At 44.9% G+C, this 21,633-nt stretch carries 14 protein-coding genes; 8 read left to right on the top strand and 6 right to left on the bottom strand.

Going from position 1 to position 21,633, the window contains the following annotated elements; genetic code table 11:
* Positions 1–12 precede the first annotated feature (12 nt).
* From WCK19_RS03200 to WCK19_RS03175, 6 genes are all read right to left on the bottom strand, one after another.
* The gene (locus WCK19_RS03200; RefSeq protein WP_342395912.1) at positions 13–1,386 is read right to left on the bottom strand and encodes a glycosyltransferase family 4 protein; all 1,374 of its coding nucleotides are present in this window, start codon (positions 1,384–1,386) and stop codon (positions 13–15) included.
* A gap of 3 nt (positions 1,387–1,389) precedes the next feature.
* A complete protein-coding gene (locus WCK19_RS03195; RefSeq protein ID WP_342395911.1) occupies positions 1,390–2,847 on the bottom strand; it encodes a flippase in 1,458 nt (485 codons plus the stop codon).
* Between the two features lie 9 nt (positions 2,848–2,856).
* Positions 2,857–4,014, bottom strand: coding sequence for a glycosyltransferase family 1 protein (locus tag WCK19_RS03190; protein WP_342395910.1), 1,158 nt, complete (start codon positions 4,012–4,014; stop codon positions 2,857–2,859).
* A complete protein-coding gene (locus tag WCK19_RS03185) occupies positions 4,011–7,310 on the bottom strand; it encodes a hypothetical protein (RefSeq protein ID WP_342395909.1) in 3,300 nt (1,099 codons plus the stop codon). Before WCK19_RS03185 ends, WCK19_RS03190 begins: the two co-directional genes overlap by 4 nt.
* Positions 7,311–7,663: 353 nt before the next feature.
* Positions 7,664–8,140 (bottom strand): cyclic pyranopterin monophosphate synthase MoaC, encoded by a 477-nt coding sequence (gene moaC / locus WCK19_RS03180; RefSeq protein ID WP_342395908.1) that lies wholly within the window; start codon positions 8,138–8,140, stop codon positions 7,664–7,666.
* Between the two features lie 163 nt (positions 8,141–8,303).
* Complete coding sequence (locus WCK19_RS03175; RefSeq protein WP_342395907.1) at positions 8,304–10,865, bottom strand: PA14 domain-containing protein; 2,562 nt, start codon at positions 10,863–10,865, stop codon at positions 8,304–8,306.
* Between the two features lie 560 nt (positions 10,866–11,425).
* On the opposite strand from WCK19_RS03175, the gene WCK19_RS03170 reads away from it, so the two are divergent.
* From WCK19_RS03170 to WCK19_RS03135, 8 genes are all read left to right on the top strand, one after another.
* The gene (locus tag WCK19_RS03170; protein ID WP_342395906.1) at positions 11,426–12,886 is read left to right on the top strand and encodes a M23 family metallopeptidase; all 1,461 of its coding nucleotides are present in this window, start codon (positions 11,426–11,428) and stop codon (positions 12,884–12,886) included.
* Positions 12,887–13,132: 246 nt separating this feature from the next.
* On the top strand, positions 13,133–13,426 hold the full coding sequence (locus tag WCK19_RS03165) for a hypothetical protein (protein ID WP_342395905.1): 294 nt from the start codon (positions 13,133–13,135) through the stop codon (positions 13,424–13,426).
* A gap of 113 nt (positions 13,427–13,539) precedes the next feature.
* Positions 13,540–14,721: a phosphoglycerate kinase gene (locus WCK19_RS03160; RefSeq protein WP_342395904.1), complete on the top strand. Its 1,182-nt coding sequence runs from the start codon at positions 13,540–13,542 to the stop codon at positions 14,719–14,721.
* A gap of 87 nt (positions 14,722–14,808) precedes the next feature.
* On the top strand, positions 14,809–15,609 hold the full coding sequence (tpiA, locus tag WCK19_RS03155) for a triose-phosphate isomerase (protein WP_342395903.1): 801 nt from the start codon (positions 14,809–14,811) through the stop codon (positions 15,607–15,609).
* A gap of 73 nt (positions 15,610–15,682) precedes the next feature.
* Positions 15,683–16,633, top strand: coding sequence for a hypothetical protein (locus WCK19_RS03150; RefSeq protein WP_342395902.1), 951 nt, complete (start codon positions 15,683–15,685; stop codon positions 16,631–16,633).
* Between the two features lie 29 nt (positions 16,634–16,662).
* Entirely contained in the window at positions 16,663–17,094 is a 432-nt protein-coding gene (locus WCK19_RS03145) for a cupin domain-containing protein (RefSeq protein WP_342395901.1), read from the top strand.
* A gap of 7 nt (positions 17,095–17,101) precedes the next feature.
* Complete coding sequence (locus tag WCK19_RS03140; protein ID WP_342395900.1) at positions 17,102–18,022, top strand: dihydrodipicolinate synthase family protein; 921 nt, start codon at positions 17,102–17,104, stop codon at positions 18,020–18,022.
* A gap of 329 nt (positions 18,023–18,351) precedes the next feature.
* On the top strand, positions 18,352–21,555 hold the full coding sequence (locus WCK19_RS03135; protein ID WP_342395899.1) for a PAS domain S-box protein: 3,204 nt from the start codon (positions 18,352–18,354) through the stop codon (positions 21,553–21,555).
* The last annotated feature ends 78 nt before the right edge of the window (positions 21,556–21,633 follow it).

The following is a 21,633-nucleotide window of genomic DNA, read 5'->3' as shown; positions in this document are numbered from 1 at the left end:
TTACTATTATATTTACCTCACCACTATGTAATTTTGTAGCACATCTTGATAAATCTTCGTTAATTCAGAAAATTCTTCATCCAGAGTTTTAACCTGAATGGCTCCTGTCCTTAGTTGTTCCAGCAAAGAATCCTGTTCAAGTAATTTCGTAATTTGAGCAGCCAAATCGCGGGGATTACCTCGTTCAAAAAGCAAGCCATTTTTCTCATGCTTTACCAATTCTGCCATACCGCCCAAATTAGAAGCTATTACCGGGACACCGGCAGCCTGAGCTTCGAGAATTACCAGTGGTGAGTTTTCATAGCAAACGGAAGGCACAATAACTGTGTCAAGTTCTGACATAATTTTTGTCAGCTCTTCGGGTAAATAGGTGCCAGCAAATTTGATTCGAGTATCTTTGCTGACCAATTCCTTGATTTTTTTCTCATACGATTTATCTCGACCCATTGGTCCGTAAATAGTAAGAATAATATCAGGTTGTGAGAGATGCCTGAATGCCTCCAACAACACATCGAGTCCTTTATGAGGTAATACCTGCCCGAGAAATCCTATATGAAGACCAGGTTTAATTCTTTTCGAGTTTTTAGTTTGCTTTGCAACTTCTAAGGCTTTTATTTTTTCCTGATCAAGACCAATACGACAATGTTGAATTTTCTCTGAGGTAAATCCATTCTTTATAAACATCTGTTTAAGCTGAGATGACGGAGCTATAATTGCTTGTACACTATCAAAAGCTTTTTTTAACCGAATTCGTCTTTGGGTTAATGTTTCTATTTTTTCAGTACCACCTAGAAGCCATGATAATGGAGTAAATCCTGATCGTGCCCCTTGAACCATGATTTTCCCGACTCTATTTCCACTATATTGATCTGCGACTAAATAGCGTCGTTTGTCGTTTGCAAGACAAAGGGCACAATCTTCACCGGTGACATTCCCATCACAAAGACTGCCATCTGGTTTCATCAGATTAATACGCTGGCATAAGAACCAGAAATCGTGCAGGGTAAGTACCACCGGTACGCCACATTTTTTGGCAGCTTCCAGTATTCCCACTCCCAACAGATAACAAGCATTAACCAGCATCAGGTCTGGTTTATACTCCCTGAGAAAGTTTTCCATCCAGTCCCTTATCTCAGGATTATAGTGACTCGCTTCTAAAGGGTTTGGGTAGGAAAGGCGGTTAAAATAAAGGCGCTCAATATCCAGCCCCATGTAATTATCTTGTTTTACTTCTAGCGCAGATACCGGCGCTTCTATATCCTCAACACAGACAGCCCTAACAATATTGCCTTTATTTTGTAACCAGAGGGCTTGTCGGAACGCATATAACTCAGCGCCCGATTTATAGTTGGGCGGCAAGTGATGAGAAACAACTAGAAATTTCATAAGCTATATTTCCTGTCTGGATAAAGCATTCCCCTCAATCTTGGGTTTATTTTTATGGGTTATTGCGGTTAATACTAATTTTATCTCAGTGCTATTGATAGAACCTGTTAGAATCAGACCCGCCAGATATACCAACAACCCTGTTAGTCCCGCCAGTAATACCGGAAGCCCTGCGCTTAGGTAACCCATTAATCCTGCCAGCGTAGCTGCTACTCCAATTTTGAACAAGTGCATTTTTGAGTTAGAAAACACTTTTTTACTTCGCATGAGCCATATAAACTGTGTTAAGCCAATTGCTTCAGTAACAACAGTGGTGATGCTTGCTCCTATCAATCCATAAATTGGAATAACAAGAATATTCATGCCAATATTGCTTATAGCATTGACTACTCGAATGGTCGCCATCTGACGCTCCATTCCAACAGTAGCCGCTATATAGCCCAATAACTCGTTAAGGAACATCAAGGGTAAAGCCCAAACTAGAATTGCCAGTGCCTTGCCGCTATCGGTATAGCTTGCCGAAAAGAGCAGATGTGCCAGCGGTTCTGCCAGCACGCAACCGATTGTAGCCATAGGCAAGGAAAGCATTAACAAGTAGCGTATATAATTACCAAAGTTTTTTCGGGCAATTTCCGGGTTCTGCGCGAATTGGCGACTCATATAGGGGAATAAAGCTAGATTGATGCTGTTGGAAAGGGTTGTCAGGGTAAATATTAGGTTGTAAGCCGCTCCATACATGCCTACCACTGCGTTGTTCCAGCACCAGCCCAATATCAAACTATCTAACCGATATGACATGGATAGAGCAAATTGATTAATACCAAAGGGCAACCCCTTTCGCACCATTGAAAACCAATTTTTAGGCGAAAATACAAGCCGAATATTACCTATTCGCTTTCGAATTGTCAGGCTATTTAGAACAGTAGCTGCCAGAATTCCTAGTAAAGAGGCTACGCTTAGACCAATAAAACCAAAACCCAAGAGTAGTATTATTACCCCTGAAAACACCAGCACTATTTGATTGGCAAGGTTGGCAAAGGCTGATGCGCCAAGCCGTTGCGAACCTATCAAAACTGAATCAAGGCTACTTTGCACCGCAAATAGTAATTGGCTGGAGCTACCCAAAAGAATTGCCAGAATTATATCGGATGAATAGCCGATTGCCCATGCGCTACCGGTAGTAAATACGATAAAAATAGTTGCCAGAATAAAACGCAGCGCAATCATATTGCCGAGCAATTCTTCAGCCCGCTTTATATCTCTTGCTACTTCCCTGCTTACATAACTGCCCAACCCCAAATCGCAAAGTACCATCAGCACAGCGACAAAAGAAGTAGCGATGGCGTACTTGCCAAATTCAATCTTTCCTAACTGCCGTACAACAAAAATCATAAAGCCAAAAGAAACCAACTTTATGGCTATTTGTGCTGCCAGATTGTACAGAGAGTTTCGGACAACCAATTTTGAAACCTATCCAATCGCTAAAGCAGGGCTAGGGATTTTTGCCAGCTTTTTATAAGTAAAGTAGTGTTCTTCCGCTGTTTTTCGCCAGCTAAATTCAGCAGCGCGTTTGTATCCGCGTGTCTGCATCTCTTTTCGCTTTTCTGGAGAGGTTAGCGCTTGTTCAAGCAAACGCGCTAGGGAGACTTCATCTTCGGCATCATGATAGTAGGCTGCTTTGCTACCGATTTCTGGAATTGAGCCTCTATCTGAGGCTATAACCGGCGCTCCACATGCCATTGCCTCCAGAATAGGCAAGCCAAAACCCTCAATCCAAGAAGGAAAAAGAAACAATGTCGCAAGGTTATAAAGCGCTACCAAATCCTCATTCTTCGGTCGGATTAGATGCTGTGCCTTATTTGCCCGAATTGCCTCCATCGCTATCGGTAATAGTTCTGGTTTGCGACTGAAAAATACAATTCGGTACTCATTTCGTAAGTTCTCAGGTAATAACTCCCATGCGCGTAAAATAACTCCCGGATTTTTCAAGCCGTCCGCCAGCACAAATTTACTCGGTAATTGCAAGCGGCGTTTAGCTTCCTCAAGCGTCTGTATATTTTCGACAACCCGAAAATGAGCGGCAGGGGCGGAATGAATTACCTCGATGTTTTGGTGCGGGATTTTCCCACGACTCACTTCTGCAATATTGCTGGCTGACCAGCCCGATACGGTTACAAAGCGGGTTGCTCTTCGCCCAGACAATCGGGTGAACCCTTGAAGATACAGGATTTGAGCTATCGCTTTTGGCTTTTTCAGTTCCCGTTTGATGGATTCCCAGACCGGGAAAATATTCAAGGCATCATGAAGCGTTATGAGTGTAGCTACTCCCTGCGGACCTAACCCATAATTTGCTGGAAAATGGATAACATCGAGTTTATCTTCAGCAATGTATCTTGAGAAGAATGCGTCTATTTTCAGGCTATCCAGTTTGTTGCGCCAAGGCAAGAGTTTCAAGGTAAAATTGTGGGGCAAGTTTTGCAGTTCAAAAGGTCGTTTGGTATCAGCATACAGAAAAAACTGGTCGGTAGTGTCGAGTCTTGCAAGTTCTTGAATTAAATTAAAAACGTAGGTATGGACACCTCCAACCAGACCATGTGACAGATAACGTGCGTCAATCCCAATTCTCATACCCGATTACCTCCCGCACTAGATACCAACGGCGTATATAAATAGATGTCCGCACCGATTGAGGAAAAAACCTTTTGCAAGTTCGGGTCATCCAGTGCAGGTGAAAGTTTTTTATCCTCAGAGCCATAGAGGATGTATGTAACCTTGTATTCTTTGAGAATTTCTGCTCGTCTAGTTGAAGTTGTAGCAGGATTCATTACTTCTGCTACTAACGTTCGTTTTGTGTAATAGTCTAAGGTCATTGCCCAATGTGCCAGAAAAGGGCGGTTTCCGGTTTTGGGTGCAATGTAATAACCCAGCGTTTCGGAAGCTAGTACAATTTCAGGCGGCTTATTGCGCTGTTCCAACCAGTTCATTGCAGATAATTCATCTCGCTCCAGATAATAGGGCGCTGTAACACGGTTTAAATCTACAAAACGCCAACTGAAAAGATAAATAGTAGTAGGCAAAGCTATCAGAATCGCGCCAACGCAAAGTATTTTTGCCCAATCATTAACTGAAATTTTATCAATGGCAGCGTGAAGCCTTTTCGCTAGAGGGATAATTGCCACTATTGTTAGCATAAATAGGGGAACTTGCCAGCCATTCAGCATTTTGATTTGAAAATTGGCGGGAATATAAATGAGAAAACACCCTGCGATAAACCAGATTTTGACTAATCGCATTCGGTACTGAGAGTATTCCGAAATATTACTTTCTTTTACTGCGGGAGCTTTTAATGTTAGGGCGTAGAATGCCAGCAAAAGCAAAGGTCCTAACAATATTAGCAAATTAAACGGGTCTGGAGTAAATACACCTGCGTTTCCGTATTGCGCCAGAACACCCTTCCACGTAGGATTGGTAATCGTGATATAAGTAAAATAAATTGAGGGGAAAGCTGAAAGCAGACCGATAATAAGGCAAATTTTAAACCATAAAACGTCAAAGCTATGCTTAAGCCACATATGGCTGAACCAGAATAAACCTATCACGCTGTACACTATTAAAAGGTCGTAGGCATGTTCCAGACCGAGTATTAAAGCGATAAAGCCTGCCCCTACAGCATATTTAAGGTTACTTTCCTCACTCGCCAATAGTACGAGTTGGAAAATCCATAGAATCAAACTGGCAGAAAAAATCAGATGGGGATTTGCCAGCGCTGACAGGAAAGTATTCGGCTCTGATACAAATACAGCGAGAGGGTTGGAAAGTGTTCCTGAGAATTGTTTTATCAGTATCGGAAGCCAACCCCATCCGCAGCCGAACATTACTAGCAGATAAGCGGTGTTCCTAGAGAGAGGGCTGTTAAAAACAAAGCGCGTGAAGCGCCATAGCATTAAACTGAAGAATACTATCGAGAAGATGCGAAAAAGCTGGTAAACCCACTCTTGCCCAATGCCGATAATAAACTGTGCTTTTCCAAGTATCAGCCATAGCAAGTTAAAAAACGCCGGGTCGTTTTTCTCAGGTGTAAGCGGGTTGCCAATAATCCAGCTATCTCCAAAGCTTCGCATCCATGCCCAATACTGGGTCGTATCTGGCACATCCAACATAATCCCCATAAATGTTTTATTTGGCGGAGTTCTAAGGTAGCCGAACAGATAAGGCAAGGTAGAAAAAAGTATAACGAGCGTTGTTACTAGAGTAACCAGCCATTTTCCGTTTAGCCAGAAGCGACCTATAAAACTTGGCTTCGATTTTCCCATAGGTATAAGCTCATATTGCTTGACTTCAACGGCACTTTGAAAACCTATCAAGTTATTTTCAGATGTAACTTTCATGCGGCGGCGTGGCTTCTTTAAACGATATAAAAGAAGGTATAAGATACATAGCGCCAAGAGTAGAGGAAGAAAACTGTAAAATCCTTTTAATCCGAGGGCAGTACCGGGATTTCTAGCAAGATTCCCGGATAGTAATTCAGGTAAAAGAAAATCTCTTACAGGGTTTTCAAACTCATCAGAAGGCCAATTTCTTCCGGCAATTGAGCCGAACATTACCACCAATACTGAAAACACTGCCGGTATGCCAAACCAAAATCCCGCAAACTTCCATTTTTCTTTTGCTGCTTCTTTAAGCAAAAATACTATGCCGAAGCTCATAAAAGGAAGGCAACTGACGATATAGCGGGGACCAAAGGCATGACCGCCTGCCCACATTATGGAACTCGAATTGAAAGTTAGGAAAGCGGCAGATGCCCAAAGGCATACGATTGCTTCCAAACGATTACCGACATTACGCAAGCCATAATAAAAACCCGGAATTGCCAGTAGCAAGAATGGCGATAAGAGGAAAATACCTCGAAACTGGCTGAAGGTTATCCCCCATAATGCTTCAAGGTGAGGGAGAGTAAGGCTCATAAAGCCTTGTGAATGGCGATCCAACCAAAGAGTTGAGTATGAATAACCCACCGGAAAGGGTGTGCCAAAGGCTACCAAATCATAGGCAACCAAAATTATAACAGAGGGTAATATCCCGATTGCAATCCACAAAATACGGTGGAGCCAATGCAAGCGTTCCACTGTAGCCAACGAATATAATCCAAGCACCGCAGCTATCAGAACTGTCTCGTATTGTGAAATGATACTGAAACCCAGCAGAAAGCCCGAAAGTATTAACCAACCGGGTTGACCTTTACTATTTTGCAAACGATATAACAGGAAGAACCCGCTGAATAAAAGCGCGGCTGTCAGGGCATGGTTATAAAACATTGAACTATAGGGGAATAGTGTTGTGCCAAATATGAGCGCAAGGCTCAGCGCAAGGCTTGCCCAATAACGCCCGGTTAATTCGCAAGCCCACACCAAAAATAAGCATGCCATAATCGAAACTGGAATCGAAACCAAAAACATTGCCAAAACTATTCTTGCCAATGCTCCGATTAGTTTGTCACGCGATGTAGTAAGTTGTGTTCCAGTGTTGCTGCCCTCACTAAAGCTTTGACTGAAAGTTCTGGAATTACCTGCAATCTCCAACGCCTTGTCCGCCAATGGATTGCTAAGCGCCATTTTCAGCGCAGCGTAAGGTAGCACCCCTGCTAAGGCGGGACCGGGTGGTTTATCAGAGTAATAATGCCCATTATAAAAAGCATAATCACCTGTGTTGGCAATGAAAGCGTCAATCTGCACAGTACCCTTGTCCACAATAGCGCGTACAAGGTTTACTCTGGAGTTTTGATTCCAATCGCTCCAGCGTGGCGCAATATATGACATCACCAAGAATATAGCGATGAATAAGAAAACCAAATCCTTCCTAGAAGGGTGTTTGGCAATTATTTCTAATTTTGCTGCTGTTTTACTTTGTTCTATTGCCTGCCGCATGAATATTCCTGCCAATTGAAAAACAGAGATTAGAGCTTTATGCCAGTGTATTCATTTCCAATGAAAGAGTTATTAAAGGTGAAAGCCCGGATATGGCTAATTATCAATTCAAACTTTTTAGAGGATATATGCCATAAAAGCTGGTAGCGTTTCAAAAAGGGGAGTGCCTAGCAATGCAGAGGTAGCACGCTATGTTTGTGGCGGACGATTAAATATAAGTATGTGTTACTAAATGAATTTGAAAGCCCGAAAGAGGCACATCAAATTATCGGGGAATACAGCCGATTCTATAACGAGCAGCGAACTCATCAGTCTGCACCTCCGAATTCTGTGTATTGACAACTGGGCGTGCCTTATTGGGCTTCAAATGTACCGGATTTGCCGCCGCTCTTATGAACCAACCTAATATTCTCAATACTCATAGCGCGGTCAACCGCTTTTACCATATCGTAGATGGTCAGAGCAGCCGCGCTAACAGCCGTAAGAGCTTCCATCTCAACTCCGGTTTGGCTGGTAGTTTTCACTTCTGCCTCAATCAAAACTGCGTTTTTGGAATCGTCCAGTTCAAAGCGAAGATTAATCCCGCTCAAGAGTAGTGGGTGGCACATAGGGATAATTTCATGAGTTTTTTTTGCAGCCATAATCCCGGCTACCTGCGCTACTGCCAGCACATCGCCCTTCTTCACGCGCCCTTCCCTGATAAGTTGCAAGGTTTCAGGTTGCATCACTACTGTACCGCGTGCCACCGCGCGGCGGTCTGTAATTGCTTTTTCGGACACATCCACCATGCGGGCGCGTCCTTCTTCATTAAAATGGGTCAACTCGCTCATATTGTCGTCTGCCTATCTTGTAAATAATGTACTCAAACCCTACAAAAGATAACACGCTCACCCGAAGGCGACAAGTTCATTGCGCTAACACCAATAAAAAGGTCAACCCCTTGTAGAGATTGACCATTTCATTATAGCGATTAATTAATCAGGCAATATCCGGTTATCCGGCAGCAGGGAACAAGCGGTTCACAGGTATAATCTGCTTGCTCTGGCTAGGGCTAGACCAAGACAGTTTTGCTATTGCCGAACCACGGTTATCATAATATTCCATTCGGATGTAATACTTTTGCCCGGCGGTAAGTTGAATAGTACCGCTATTCTGAACAGAAGCGTGATTAGTCCAGTTATCTACCAACAATTGTCCGTTTACCCATAACCGCACCCCATCATCAGATTGGGTGTAGAAAGTGTAAGTCTCGGAGAACTGTGGTAGCACCTGACCAGACCAGCGTACCGAGAAAGTATCCACTCCGATTGAAGAGTCTGGTGAGCCATTACCCCAATTAAAGTTCACAGTCTTATCAACACGGGTGAGTTTAAGGTTTGTAAAATCAACATTGTCAAAATATTCGCCTTTGAGACCAGTGCCGACAGTCCCAGTTGGGGTTGTAGGAACTGGTGTAGGCGTATTGGTTGGAGGCGAAGTATTGCCAACTGCAATTGTCCCAACATCGCTAAACATTACCTGACTGCTCCATCCCGGTAAAAAGAGACCTACCTTGATTACACACTGAGCAGTAGCGTGATTTGAAGGCACGTTCCAAGTATCGGCATATGAGAGAGTTTGCCCGGCGGTAAATTTTTGCGAGTCGCGATAATTTTGGAAATCCTTAGTCCAGTTCACCTTATCGGTAGAGCAATATATTTCGGTATCTACCAACCAAGTAGCAGCGCTACTCCCTGCTTTTACAATAGTATTAAGCGTAACTGCTTGACCGGGATTGACCATTGTTTTAGAAGTAGTTACCGAAGTAGTAATACTCTGCCCACCTGCAGTAGCCGTAGCGGTTGCGGTTGGAATAGGCGTGTTAGAGCTAGGAGTGGGCGTAGCGGTTGCGACAGGCGCGGTGGTAGTAGGATTTGGTGTAGCCGTAGCGGTTGGTATCGCTGTTGCGGTAGGTGTAGGCGTTGAAATTACATTACCGCTCGTCAAAATAATGGCAGTCGTGGAATACGCTGGAAAAGTATAGTTAAAGGAAGAACCTGATACCGCCAACGCCACTGGCTTAATACCGTTAAGACTTCCGGCTACATCCATCATATTAACAGATACGCCATTGATTGTAGCCGGTGCCGTTAGGCTGGCAGCGCTAATATCCGCCGGTTTGGCGCTTCTCAACTGGTACAAGCTACCCGAACCGGCAGTAAAGCCTGTGGTATTAAGTGTAGTAGGCAACTCATTTGCCGAAAGGTTAGTGACCATTAGCTTTAACTTGGTAGTATCAGTAGAATCTCGCGAAGCCCATACAGATAAACGGGCATTGTCGTTGCTACTAGATTCCACCATCTGATCCCCGAAATAATTGGCATACATTAAATAGGCATAATAAGCCGGACGCGCATAAAGTTGGGTGGGATTAAGGCTATCATTCGGATAAATCATGCCGTAACCCTGTGTACCGTAACCTTCCCAACGAGTGGCAAAATCGGCACCATTGTAAGCCATACGTCCCAATACATCGGTAGTCCATAGCGCATTCAAAAAATTCCCGTTCATGGGATTATCATAATTACATGCGTCAAAGTTAAGCTCTGTAACACCCTGTGGAATCGAATCATGAGTAATCTCATTGGTAACCCGTAGCGGCATCAAATCGGCTTCTATACGCGAGTAATTATTGCGCCAAGAGTTGGTAGCCAAGCCACTATATTGATAAAGTTGTAAATCCGCAGCGGTAACGCTGTTACAGGCTTGATACCAGTGATACGATAAAGCCTTAATTTTATTACCCTTTGGAGAAACCATTGTATAGGGCTTGGTGAGATATTGAGAAAGCGTGGTAATAGTATCATTGTAACCCAACCGGGTTGCTTCATAGGGAGATGCCGCCGCCGATGCAGTAATGCTAATGGTTGGGTCAACGCTCATCATTGCGTCGGTATATTGACCAAGGCGAGTGACATATTCATCTGGGCTAGGCGTAGAGCTTGCTAAATCCAACTCATTGCCAATTTCCCAGTATTTGAACTTGTAATTATGCTCCACATTGGTGTATTTGACCATATCAGCCCACATAGTCGGGTTATTGGTGGAAACATTTACTTCAATCAGCACGTCCGCACCTGATAATTGTGCCAATTTAGCAAGGCTGTCAATTTCGCGTGGATTAAACTGGAACCAATAAGGACCGTTAGTGGCATTGGGCCACCCGGTATAGGGAGTCCGTTCTGCGGTACGATCCCAACCAAGAGTATTAGTCCAGTTCCCCCCGCCATATCGGATAAGACCGATTTTAGCAGCCTTTAAAGCTTGCGCCAATCCGGTAACATCGCCCGGATAGGGTTTGCCCCAAGCATGTTCCCAATTGACCATATTTACTCCCAGCATTTTGCTGGAAAAGGTGTGTTTTACCGCTGAATTATTAATTGTTAAAACGTTGGAAGCAGGGGTTGCTGCTTGAGTCTTAATAGTATCGGAACTGGAAATAAAGGCTATGAGTCCAATTAAGATGCTACTTAGCATAAGGAACAAGCCAAAAACGACAATCCGTTTGTTCTTCATCGCGATTCAATCCTTACTAGCTCCAAAACAGAAGTTTCTTTTGAAGCTGTTCAAATGCTACACACCCCAGACTACAAACCAAAAAAGACAATACGAATACAAGGCTGTTCGCCACTCAACTTTCTTAAAGCAAAAACAGGAAGAGCATTGGCGAGGATTTTAGTTAGTGAGCCTAGCTAACACGTATTTTAGAAATGTTAGAGCAGCTTGCGTTGTTGGTATGATATAGAGCTGGGACGTATTTGCTACCACTTTAGTAATGGAGTTTTCCTTTTACAAACTCTGTTGCTAGATATAAAAAGATTAAATATTCATACATAATTATTCGTATATATATAGTGTAATTTAAAGTTCTATATTTCACAATGTTACCTTAGTACCGATTCCCCGCTAATCTCAGCTACAGACTTCGTTAGTAGCAAGCCATTTGCCGCAATTTGGCATCCTAAGCTACCATTGAAAACTCCGCGTATAACAACTGCATTTTCAGCTAAAGTAGCATAAAATGGTTGCAGTTTTTATTCTCAAAAGAATCCACTTTGAATAGAGGAGTTCCAAAAGTGAAAGTGATAAGACCAGCAGGTGTATTTTTTACTTTGGTTTTCTTGCTATCAATATTGGTTGAACCTGTGCCAGCCTTCGCTGTAGCACTCGATCCGGGAGATAGCCTGCCCGCGCCATCTTCTACTGACCCTACTCGCACCTATTTTCCTGATACTGGGCATTACTTGAGTGGTGGCTTTCGCACCTATTGGCAGCAGCACGGAGGCTTGGCTCAGTTTGGCTTCCCACTATCAGAAGAATACTCGGAAACAAACCCGATTGATGGGAAAACTTATACCGTCCAGTATTTTGAGAGAGCGAGGTTCGAGTATCATCCTGAATTTAAGGGAACACCTTACGAGATAGAGTTAGGTTTGTTGGGAGTTCAAACTATTATTGGGCGTAAATTTGACCCAGCACCCTATGTGCCTAGTACCTCAAGCCGTTATTATTTCACCGAGACTCGGCACACTCTGAGCGCGGGATTTAAACGTTACTGGGATAGCCATGGGGGTTTGGCTATTTTTGGATTTCCCCTCTCGGAAGAATTTACCGAAGGTGGTTATACCGTGCAGTATTTTGAACGCAACCGCTTTGAGTATCATCCCGAATTTAGCGGGACTGAATATGAGGTGTTATTAGGATTGTTGGGTACAGACTCATTCCGGCTAACCGGACACCACTTGCCCCAAACTTTCAGTGTTCGCCCAGATTCTGGCGCAGTGGTGCAGGGACGCACTCTCAAAGTGCGGGCGCTAGGAAGTGTGCCTTCTAATGTTATCGCTAGTTTCAACGGTCAGAAATTAACATTCGTTTCTCAAGCAAACGAATTAGTTGCTTATACACCGGTTGCCAGTAATGCTGCTTTGCGTCCACAACTACTGCTAACAGAAATTATTGATAACACTGGGGTAGTGCGACGCTTTGAGCAGAACATAGGAATTCTGGCGGGTCAATTTGAACACCAAACCATTCAGCTTGACCCCGCTGTAGAATCTAGTCTTGGCAGCGATGCGGAACAGCAACGCGAACGTGACCGGGTTTACAGCTTTTACAATCAGGTCACTCCTGTAAAGCTTTGGAGTGGGCGTTTTAGCTTGCCCCTTACCGGACCCATCACTACGCCCTTTGGTTCTCGCCGCGATTATGTAGGCGGTGGAAGCGAAATCCATGACGCAATAGATTTTGGGATACCACAAGGTACACCGATTAAAGCGCCACAGCGTGGGATGGTTGTGCTGGCAGAATTTCAGAAAGTGCGGGGCGGAATTGTGATTATAGATCATGGGTTAGGGGTGCATAGCGCCTATTTCCACCAATCGGTTATCACTGTAAAGGTGGGTGATATGCTAAATCAGGGCGATTTAATCGGAAAAGTTGGCACAACCGGGCTTTCCACCGGAGCGCACTTGCATTGGGAAATACGAATTGGCGCTATTGGTGTTGACCCGGAGGAGTGGGTTAAGCGAGATTTCTAAACCGAGAACTTATATCTCTTAAAAGATTTTCAAACTGGCTGCCCCCAAACCCGCTTCCTGAGCATTTTTCTAAATTTGTGGGCAGTTCGCCAACGGTAGCATCCAAGCTTTAGAACCATAAGCATTTGGCTTAGTCCTTTAGCGCATGCTATAATAATTGAAACAAGAACACTAAGTTAGCTTTCTCTATCTAAAAAGTTAGTAACTGCTCCTCTACCCGGAAATCGTGGAAAGGAGATACCCTCAATGCCCAGCGGCATGGGTATTATCGGATTGAGGCGAAACGGTCGCCAAGCCTTGAAATTTCGAGTAGTACAGAACCCGGATGCAGTTTTAACATTGGCTGCGTTTAGTCTGACCGACCCTTTAAAAGCTGCCTATTTCCAGCTTTTTGATATTTACCAGCATTATAAATTTAATTCCCGATTTGCCAACCCGGTTGCTATGCCTGTTTCCCACGATTCCGGACAGGCTTTGACTTGCGCTTGTTCTACGTTAACAGTGCGTAAGAACTTATTCTTAGCGCCACCGTACAAATGAAGTTTGACGCAGTTTGCAGTTATAAATACTGAGTAACGTTAGTTCTCAGGTTGTCACCCGCAGTAAAAAGAGTAACGAAGAATATTTATGTAAACAAGGATGGGTCAGTTATTATGAACAAAAAAACTATCGAAGATGTAGTTGTCAGCGGAAAGCGCGTACTGGTGCGCGTGGATTTCAACGTACCTTTGGAAAATGGACAGATTACTGACGACACTCGCATTCGCTCTGCCATACCTACAATTAATTATTTGGCGGGAAAAGGGGCGAAAGTAATTTTAATGTCGCACCTTGGCAGACCAAAAGGGGCGGAAGACAAGTTGCGCCTGAACCCGATTGCCACCCATCTTGCCGAACTGCTCGGTAAGCCCGTGACCAAACTTGATGATTGCGTGGGCGCGGATGTAGAAGCAGCGGTAAATGCCCTCAAGGATGGGGACGTGGCGTTGCTGGAGAACCTACGCTTTCATGCAGAAGAAGAAAAGAACAACCCTGATTTTGCGAAGCAACTCGCCGCGCTAGGCGATGTGTATGTGAACGATGCTTTCGGCACTGCCCATCGCGCCCATGCCAGCACCGAAGGCGTAACCCACTACATTAGCGAGAGTGTAGCGGGCTACCTGATGCAAAAAGAACTCGAAATCATGGGCGGAGCGCTTTCCAATCCCACTCGCCCCTTGATAGCGATTCTGGGCGGCGCGAAAGTTTCGGACAAAATCGGCGTGATTCAGAACCTGCTCACCCGCGTCAAGGTTGATACCCTGCTCATCGGTGGTGGTATGGCTAACACCTTCTTTAAAGCGAAGGGCTTTGACGTTGCCGATTCGCTGGTGGAAAATGACAAAGTAGAGCTGGCTAAGGAATTGCTGGGTAGCGCAGAAGGCACTCGAATCGTGCTTCCGGTTGATGTGGTGGCAGCAGATCGTTTTGCTCCAGATGCAAGTTACAGCATTACTACCCCCGACAAAGTAGCAGCAGGCACCCGTATTCTCGATATTGGACCCGCCGCCGTAGCAGATTACAAAGCGCGTCTGAAAGATGCTAAAACAATAATCTGGAACGGACCTATGGGCGTGTTCGAGTTTGAGGCTTTTGCCAAAGGCACAACCGCAGTGGCACAAGCTCTGGCAGAAGTGGACGGCACCACCATCATCGGCGGCGGTGAGAGCGTGGCAGCAGTTGAGCAGAGCGGTTTGGCAGACAAAATGACCCACATCAGCACCGGCGGCGGCGCAAGCCTTGAATTTCTGGAAGGGCGAATTTTACCCGGTGTAGCGGCTCTCAACGATAAATAGTACATCTTGCCCCTTTTCCTTTTTCAGGAAAGGGGGTATTCTATCATAAAGCATAGAGTTTATACACTGCCGTATGGAGGAAATATTTTGCAGATTAACAGGTTCAGTTCCGGTAAACGTACTCCTATAATCGCCGGTAACTGGAAGATGAATAAAACTGTTGACGAAGCTCTCGACCTTGTAGAAGATATGATGGACGACCTTGACTCGTTTGAAGGGGTTGAAGTGGTGCTTTGCCCGCCTTTTCTTGCGCTCTTTGCCGTTCAAACCGAGTTGCTGGAAGATACAGAAATAAAATTGGGCGCGCAGAATATGTACTGGGAAGAGGAAGGCGCTTTTACCGGCGAGGTCTCTCCGCTCATGCTTCGCGAGTTTTGCGATTACGTTATAATCGGGCATAGCGAAAGGCGCACCCTATTAGGGGAAACCGATGCCGATGTTAACCGTAAGGTCAAAGCCGCTTTTAAACATGACATCACGCCAATTATTGCGGTAGGTGAGAATCTGGAACAGAATGAAGCCGGGCAAGCTCAAGCAGTGGTAGAGCGGCAAGTGCGCGGCGCGTTTGAGGGCATTAGTCGCCAAGACGCAAGTACAGCAGTTATTGCCTACGAGCCTATTTGGGCAATCGGTACAGGTAAAGCGGCTAACGGTGAATACGCCAATACCATATCCGCTCATATCCGCAAGGTACTAACCGAGCTTTACGATGCAGAATTGGCAAATGCGGTGCGTATTCAATATGGCGGTAGCGTAAACGCTAAGAATATCGCCGAGTATTTAAGCCAGCCTGAAGTTGATGGGGCGTTGGTGGGTGGCGCAAGCTTGAAGGCTAACGATTTCGTACAGATTGTGGCAACTACCCTTGAGGTATCTGCCCGCAAATAAGGGGTTGTGCAGCTTTTGACGGGGCAGGGATTTCCGCCTTGCACCCGTTGCATTTTTACAGCGAAGCAACAAGATGTTTTGCATATATTGCGGATTTAAAAATAAAACCGAAGCAACAGATTGTGCCAATTGCGGGAAACCCCTACTAACCACTAACGCTTCTTCTGGCACACTCGAAATTTTAGCGCGTCTGCTAGAAGAACAAAACCAGACTCATATTAGCCTACCGCCAAGTATTTTTGACGAGAATTACAACTCGCCCTCCAGTAATCCTGATAATTTATGGGCGATACCCAAACCCCCCTTTCCCGAAATGGCTTCAATTCCTGAATCCAAAAATTCGCAGGAAGTTCCTACTCCACCAACCTTACAGTCTTTAAAATTGCCACGTCAACCGGTAAATATGGATTCTTTGACCAGTTCTACCGTTGCCAGTTTTGGTATAACTGAGCCGCGACCCGGCAGCGTTCTCTACGAAGGCAATTTTACTTGTCCAAATTGTCGCCAAATCAAGCCGTTGGCAACCTCAGTTACAATTAAAGGCTTCATGGGGTCAAGCAAAAAGATTTGCTACGAGTGTGCCAGCGCCATTTCTCTACAACAAATTTACTCTGCGCCCGGTACTTTCTCCCATGCTGCGGTTGGCTTTCTGGTAGGAGTAATTTTTGGCGTTTTATGCGCTGCGCTTTTTGGAATAGCCAGTCTGATTACGCGGCAGGTCTTAATGGTAAGCTTTGCAGTAGTGGGCTTCTTAGTGGGCGTTAGTACGCGCTCCGGCAGCGAGAATCGTCAAGGTATTCTGGTAATGTTGGCAGCGGTACTTGCCACATTGTTGACTTTTGGATTATGTCTTTACGCTTCAATTATCGGCATCAACAATCTGAAGTTTGTAAGTTGGGTTGAATTTCAAGATATGTTGGCAAAACAGCAGATTCTTCATTACTGGGACTGGATTAGTCTTGGAGTGGCGCTGGTAATCGCTTTTCTGATACCGCTCAAGCCCGGCATTCGCGATATTGAATAAGTGTTTGGCTTAATAATGAGGATAAATAAATGAGCGAAATACAGGAAAATCTTAAGGCTGTAGCCGGGTTTTATAACCTTGACAACATTAAGCCTCTCGAACTAGCACAAGGTATTAAAATGCAGCTTTTCAGCGGTGAAAACGTGACGATGAGCTTTGTCACTCTCGAACCCAATGCGTTAGTGCCGCTACATAGCCACCCTCACGAACAGATGGGTACTGTGCTGGAAGGCGAATTTATTTTTTACATTGGCGATCTGGCAGAGGAAAACGGCAAGCGCGTAACCAAAGGTGATATATACCTTGCTCCCGGCGGGGTTTTGCATGCCGCACGGGGTATTGGCGATAAACCTTGCCTTACCCTCGATATTTTCAGTCCGGTCAGGGAAGATTATATTGCCATGTTCAAGGCTACCCATGGACATGAGGTAAACGGTTTGCAAGTTAATGAGCAGGAGTAAAAAATAAATGACTGGAAAGAAAATCACTCCTGCCAATTTAGCCGGAGTAATGCCGCCCCTACCTACCCCTTTCGATGCACAGGGTGAACTAGCAGTAGAATGCTTGCGTGAAAACCTCGAAACCCTGAGCCGCTTTGGGTTGACCGGATTTGTGATTCTAGGCAGTAACGGCGAATATGTATATTTAGAAGAATCTGAAAAGCTGGCAGCAATTGCAACAGCGCGAAAATCTATACCATCGGATAAGCTGTTGGTCGCCGGAACAGGCGCGGAATCCACCCGCGCTACTATTCGCCTAACCCGCGCGGCGGCGGAAAACGGGGCAGATGCCGCAATAGTTATTACGCCCGGTTACTATAAAAATGCTATGACCGGGGATGCTATGGTAGCGCATTTTACCGCCGTTGCCGATGCTTCGCCCATCCCAGTGATACTTTATAACATGCCCGCTTATGCCGGAATTGACATGAGCGTGGAAACCATTCTCAAACTTGCCGCCCACCCTAATATTATCGGCTTGAAGGAAAGTTCGGGAAATCTGGTAAAAATCAGCGAGTTAGTGCAAGGTGTAGAGGAGCGCGAGCTAGATTTTGCGATACTGGCGGGGTCTGCTTCGTTCCTATTGCCAACGCTGGCGGTAGGTGGTGTGGGTGGCGTGGCAGCGTTAGCAAATATTGCGCCTCAACAATGCCTCGATATTTATAATTACTTTCGGAACGGTCATCTGGTAGAAGCGCAGCAATTACAATTGCAGATACTTGCTCCCAACGCAGCAGTCACAACCCGTTTCGGAGTCGCGGGCTTGAAATACGCGATGGATAAACTCGGCATGTACGGTGGCGCAGTACGCCCGCCTTTATTATCGGTGAACTCCTCCGCCGCAAGTGAAATTGATGGAATCGTTGAATCGTTGAATCGCTTGAAATAAGCGATTTGTTTAACGTAGTTGCGTGGAGATATAAAAGAAACATTTTTAGGACACCGACCTCCTGCTACCCCTTTTCCGAATTTGCAAATTTCCCTATAAAATTTATTGGAGTTAAAAAGTGTTCAAAAACCTTTCTTTAAGATTTCTAATTTGCTATAATAACTTTATATAAATAAAACCTAATATATTTAGGCAAATATCTAAATGTTATCTAGCTGTTTGGGAAATGCTTACATTAGGAAACCAGATTCTTTGATAGGCTTTGTTTTATTCCCAAATTAATTACAGAAACCATCCTAACCAATATAAATAAAATCGAAAGCGACAGTATGCAGCACAGCGCCACAAATCATAATAGGAACCAGCACGAGGAAGAATTAGAACGCCTACGTGCCAGAGTAGCTGAACTGGAACAATCCGAAAGCGATTTGCATTCACGCGAAGCAGAACTCCAGCAATCCAACCAATTCTTGAATACCATCATCAATAGCCTGCCTGTATTTGTCTTTGCCCTTGACCAAAATGGTGCAGTTTCGTTCTCAGAGGGCAAGGGGTTGGAACGGCTTAGCCTTACACCTGAACAGCTAAAAGGCAATTGGCTTCACACGATACATGATGATACCGAAAAGGCGCTGGTAAATAATATCACTGCGCGATTCTTGAAGGAAGAGATTAAAGAAACCGTCAAGATGGGGAACAGTTGGTACGATTTTCACAGTAACGTTCTAAAGGATGAGGCTGGAAACATCAAGGGTGCGGTAGGTGTGGCAATTGACGTTACCGAGTATAAGCAAGCAGAATTCGCTCTGTACGAGAGTGAGAATAAATATCGGCAGATTTTTGAGCTGGAAAAGGAAGCTGTCTTCCTGATAGAGCAGGCTACCGGATTAATTCTGGATGCCAATACTGCCGCTACCGAAATTTACGGCTACACCAAAGAAGAATTTTTAACCTTACGCAATACTGATATATCCGCACAGTCTGAAGAAACAAAGCGATTAACCGATAACCCGGTTATCGGAAGCTCGGTTATACCTCTGCGCTACCATCGCCGTAAGAATGGCACGATTTTTCCCACCGAACTATCAATGCGAACCTCTGAATGGCAAGGCAAAATAGTATTTGTGGTGGCTGCCCGCGACATCAGTGAGCAGATAAACGCCGAAACAGCTTTGCGCGAAAGTGAGAAGCGTTTTCGCAACCTGTTTGATACTATGACGCTGGGCGTAGTTTATCAAGATGCAAACGGGCTGATAACTGACGCTAACCCTGCTGCCGAGAGGATTTTAGGGCTATCGTTGGCGCAAATGCAAGGGCGAACCTCGATTGACCCAAGCTGGCGTTCTATACATGAAGATGGCTCGCCCTTTCCCGGTGAAACACACCCCAGCATGCAGGCGTTGGAAACTGGGCAAGAAGTGAGAAATGTCGTGATGGGGGTTTTCAACTCTGCCATAAACAGCCCTGTCTGGATTAATATTAACGCTGTGCCACAATTCCGTGAGGGTGAAGCAAAGCCGTATAGGGTGTATGCCACTTTCGAGGATATTACCGAACGCAAACTGGCAGAGGAGGCATTGCGCGAGAGTGAACAGCGCATGTCCCTAACCTTTAACAATACTTCGGATATGATTACCTTGTATGAAGTTAAGGAGGGGATTCCGAGGGTGCTTGTTACCCTTAACGAAAGCATGTTTAGGGTTATTAACAGGTTTCAACCTGACGTGACCTTAGCGGATGTTGTCGGCAAAGATTGGAGATTTCTGCACTATATTTCCGGTTTCGATGAGGAATATATTGAAAAAGAGTTGGCGCATTATCGAAGAGCAATAGAATTGCGCCAGCCCTATCAATACGAATACAAAATCAAACCAGCAGGACAAACTTTTTATGGGGAAGCTACTCTCACGCCAGTGATAGATGAGGGCGGTAATTGCCGCTATGTGCTGCGTTCTGCCCATGATATTACCGAGCGGAAGAAAGCAGAGCAAGCTCTACGCAAGCGTGAACAGGAATTCAAAGCTCTAGTCGAAAATTCGCCCGATATAATAAGCCGTTTGGATAAACAGGGCTTGTTTCTCTACGCGAATCCGCCAATGGCGCAGATTATAAATCGCCCGGCTGAAACGCTAATCGGCACTGCCATTGCAGAACAGGCTTTTAGCCCGAAAGATAAAGAAAAAATTTACAATGCCATTATAACCCTCCTCGAAACCGGCAGAGAAGGCACCGTAGAATTTTCCTATCCTTCTCCTACCAAAGGCGAAGTATATTACCAAGCGCGGATTGTCCCAGAATATAGCGAAACGGGCGAAATTGAGTCGGTGCTTACTATCTCCCGTGATATAACCAGCTTGAGAGATGCCCAAGATGCGCTTGTAAAGAGCCAGGAACAACTGTTTCAGGCGCAAAAACTGGAGTCGGTGGGGCGGTTGGCAGGGGGAATTGCCCATGACTTTAATAATATCCTAACTGCTATCATCGGTTACGCAAATCTGTTGAGTTTTGATATGCCTGAGACCGACCCTAGTCGTGTCAGTCTGCTCGAAATCGAAACTGCCGCAAATAGAGCGGCTTCCCTAACCCGGCAGTTATTGGCTTTCAGCCGTCGCCAAATGCTCCAGCCCAAATTAATGGATCTGAATTATAGAATTCAAGAAATGGGTCGTATGTTAAAGCGCTTGATTGGAGAAGATATTATTCTAATCGAGAAGCTTGCCCCGGATTTGGGTAAAATAAAAGCTGACCCCGTTCAAATAGAACAGGTTATTCTGAATTTGGTAATCAATGCTAAAGATGCAATGCCAAATGGCGGCAAAGTAGAGCTAGAAACTAACAATATCGAGGTTGATGAGGCTATGGCAAAGCTTCATAGCGAATTGAAGCAGGGACCTTATGTGCTGATTACCGTCAGCGATAATGGGTATGGAATGGATGAGGCGGTTCTAAGCCATATATTTGAACCTTTCTTTACCACCAAAGAACTCGGCAAAGGCACAGGCTTGGGACTGGCTACGGTGTACGGCATTATCCGACAAAGTGAGGGTATGATTCTGGTAGATAGTCAGATTGGGGTTGGCACTACTTTCCGGATTTATTTGCCGCGTTTCGAAAGCAACGAGAAACATGAACCAGTGCAGCACGAAGTAGTATCGTCAAAATCCGGTTCGGAAACCATCTTGTTAGTAGAAGATGAGGAATTGGTGCGGCGATTGGGGCGTACAATTCTGAGTAAAAAAGGATTTAAAGTGTTGGAAGCCGCTAATGGCAAGGAAGCGCTGGAAATTTGCCGCCAATACAAAGAAGAAATCCACTTACTAATCAGCGATGTGGTGATGCCCGAAATGGGCGGACTAGAACTGATTGACTATTTGCATAAATATTTCCCGAAAATAAAGTTAATGTTGATGTCCGGTTATAGTAGCGATTTGGTAGAACAGGTTACTACTAATGGTAAAGCCGAATTTATCCAGAAGCCCTTCACCCCAACGGTTTTATTAAATAGAGTACGGGAAGTGCTTGACAAAAAATAATTAAAAAAAGCGGTTCGCATGCACCCAGTAGTGGGGGTTACGAACCGCTCTTTTTATCCGCCAGACTACCTTCGGTTT

This window comes from Candidatus Chlorohelix sp. (assembly GCF_037138995.1).
GTDB lineage: Bacteria > Chloroflexota > Chloroflexia > Chloroheliales > Chloroheliaceae > Chlorohelix.
The sequence above is the reverse complement of the archived record's forward strand: the minus strand, read 5'-3'. Positions and strand labels throughout refer to the sequence as shown.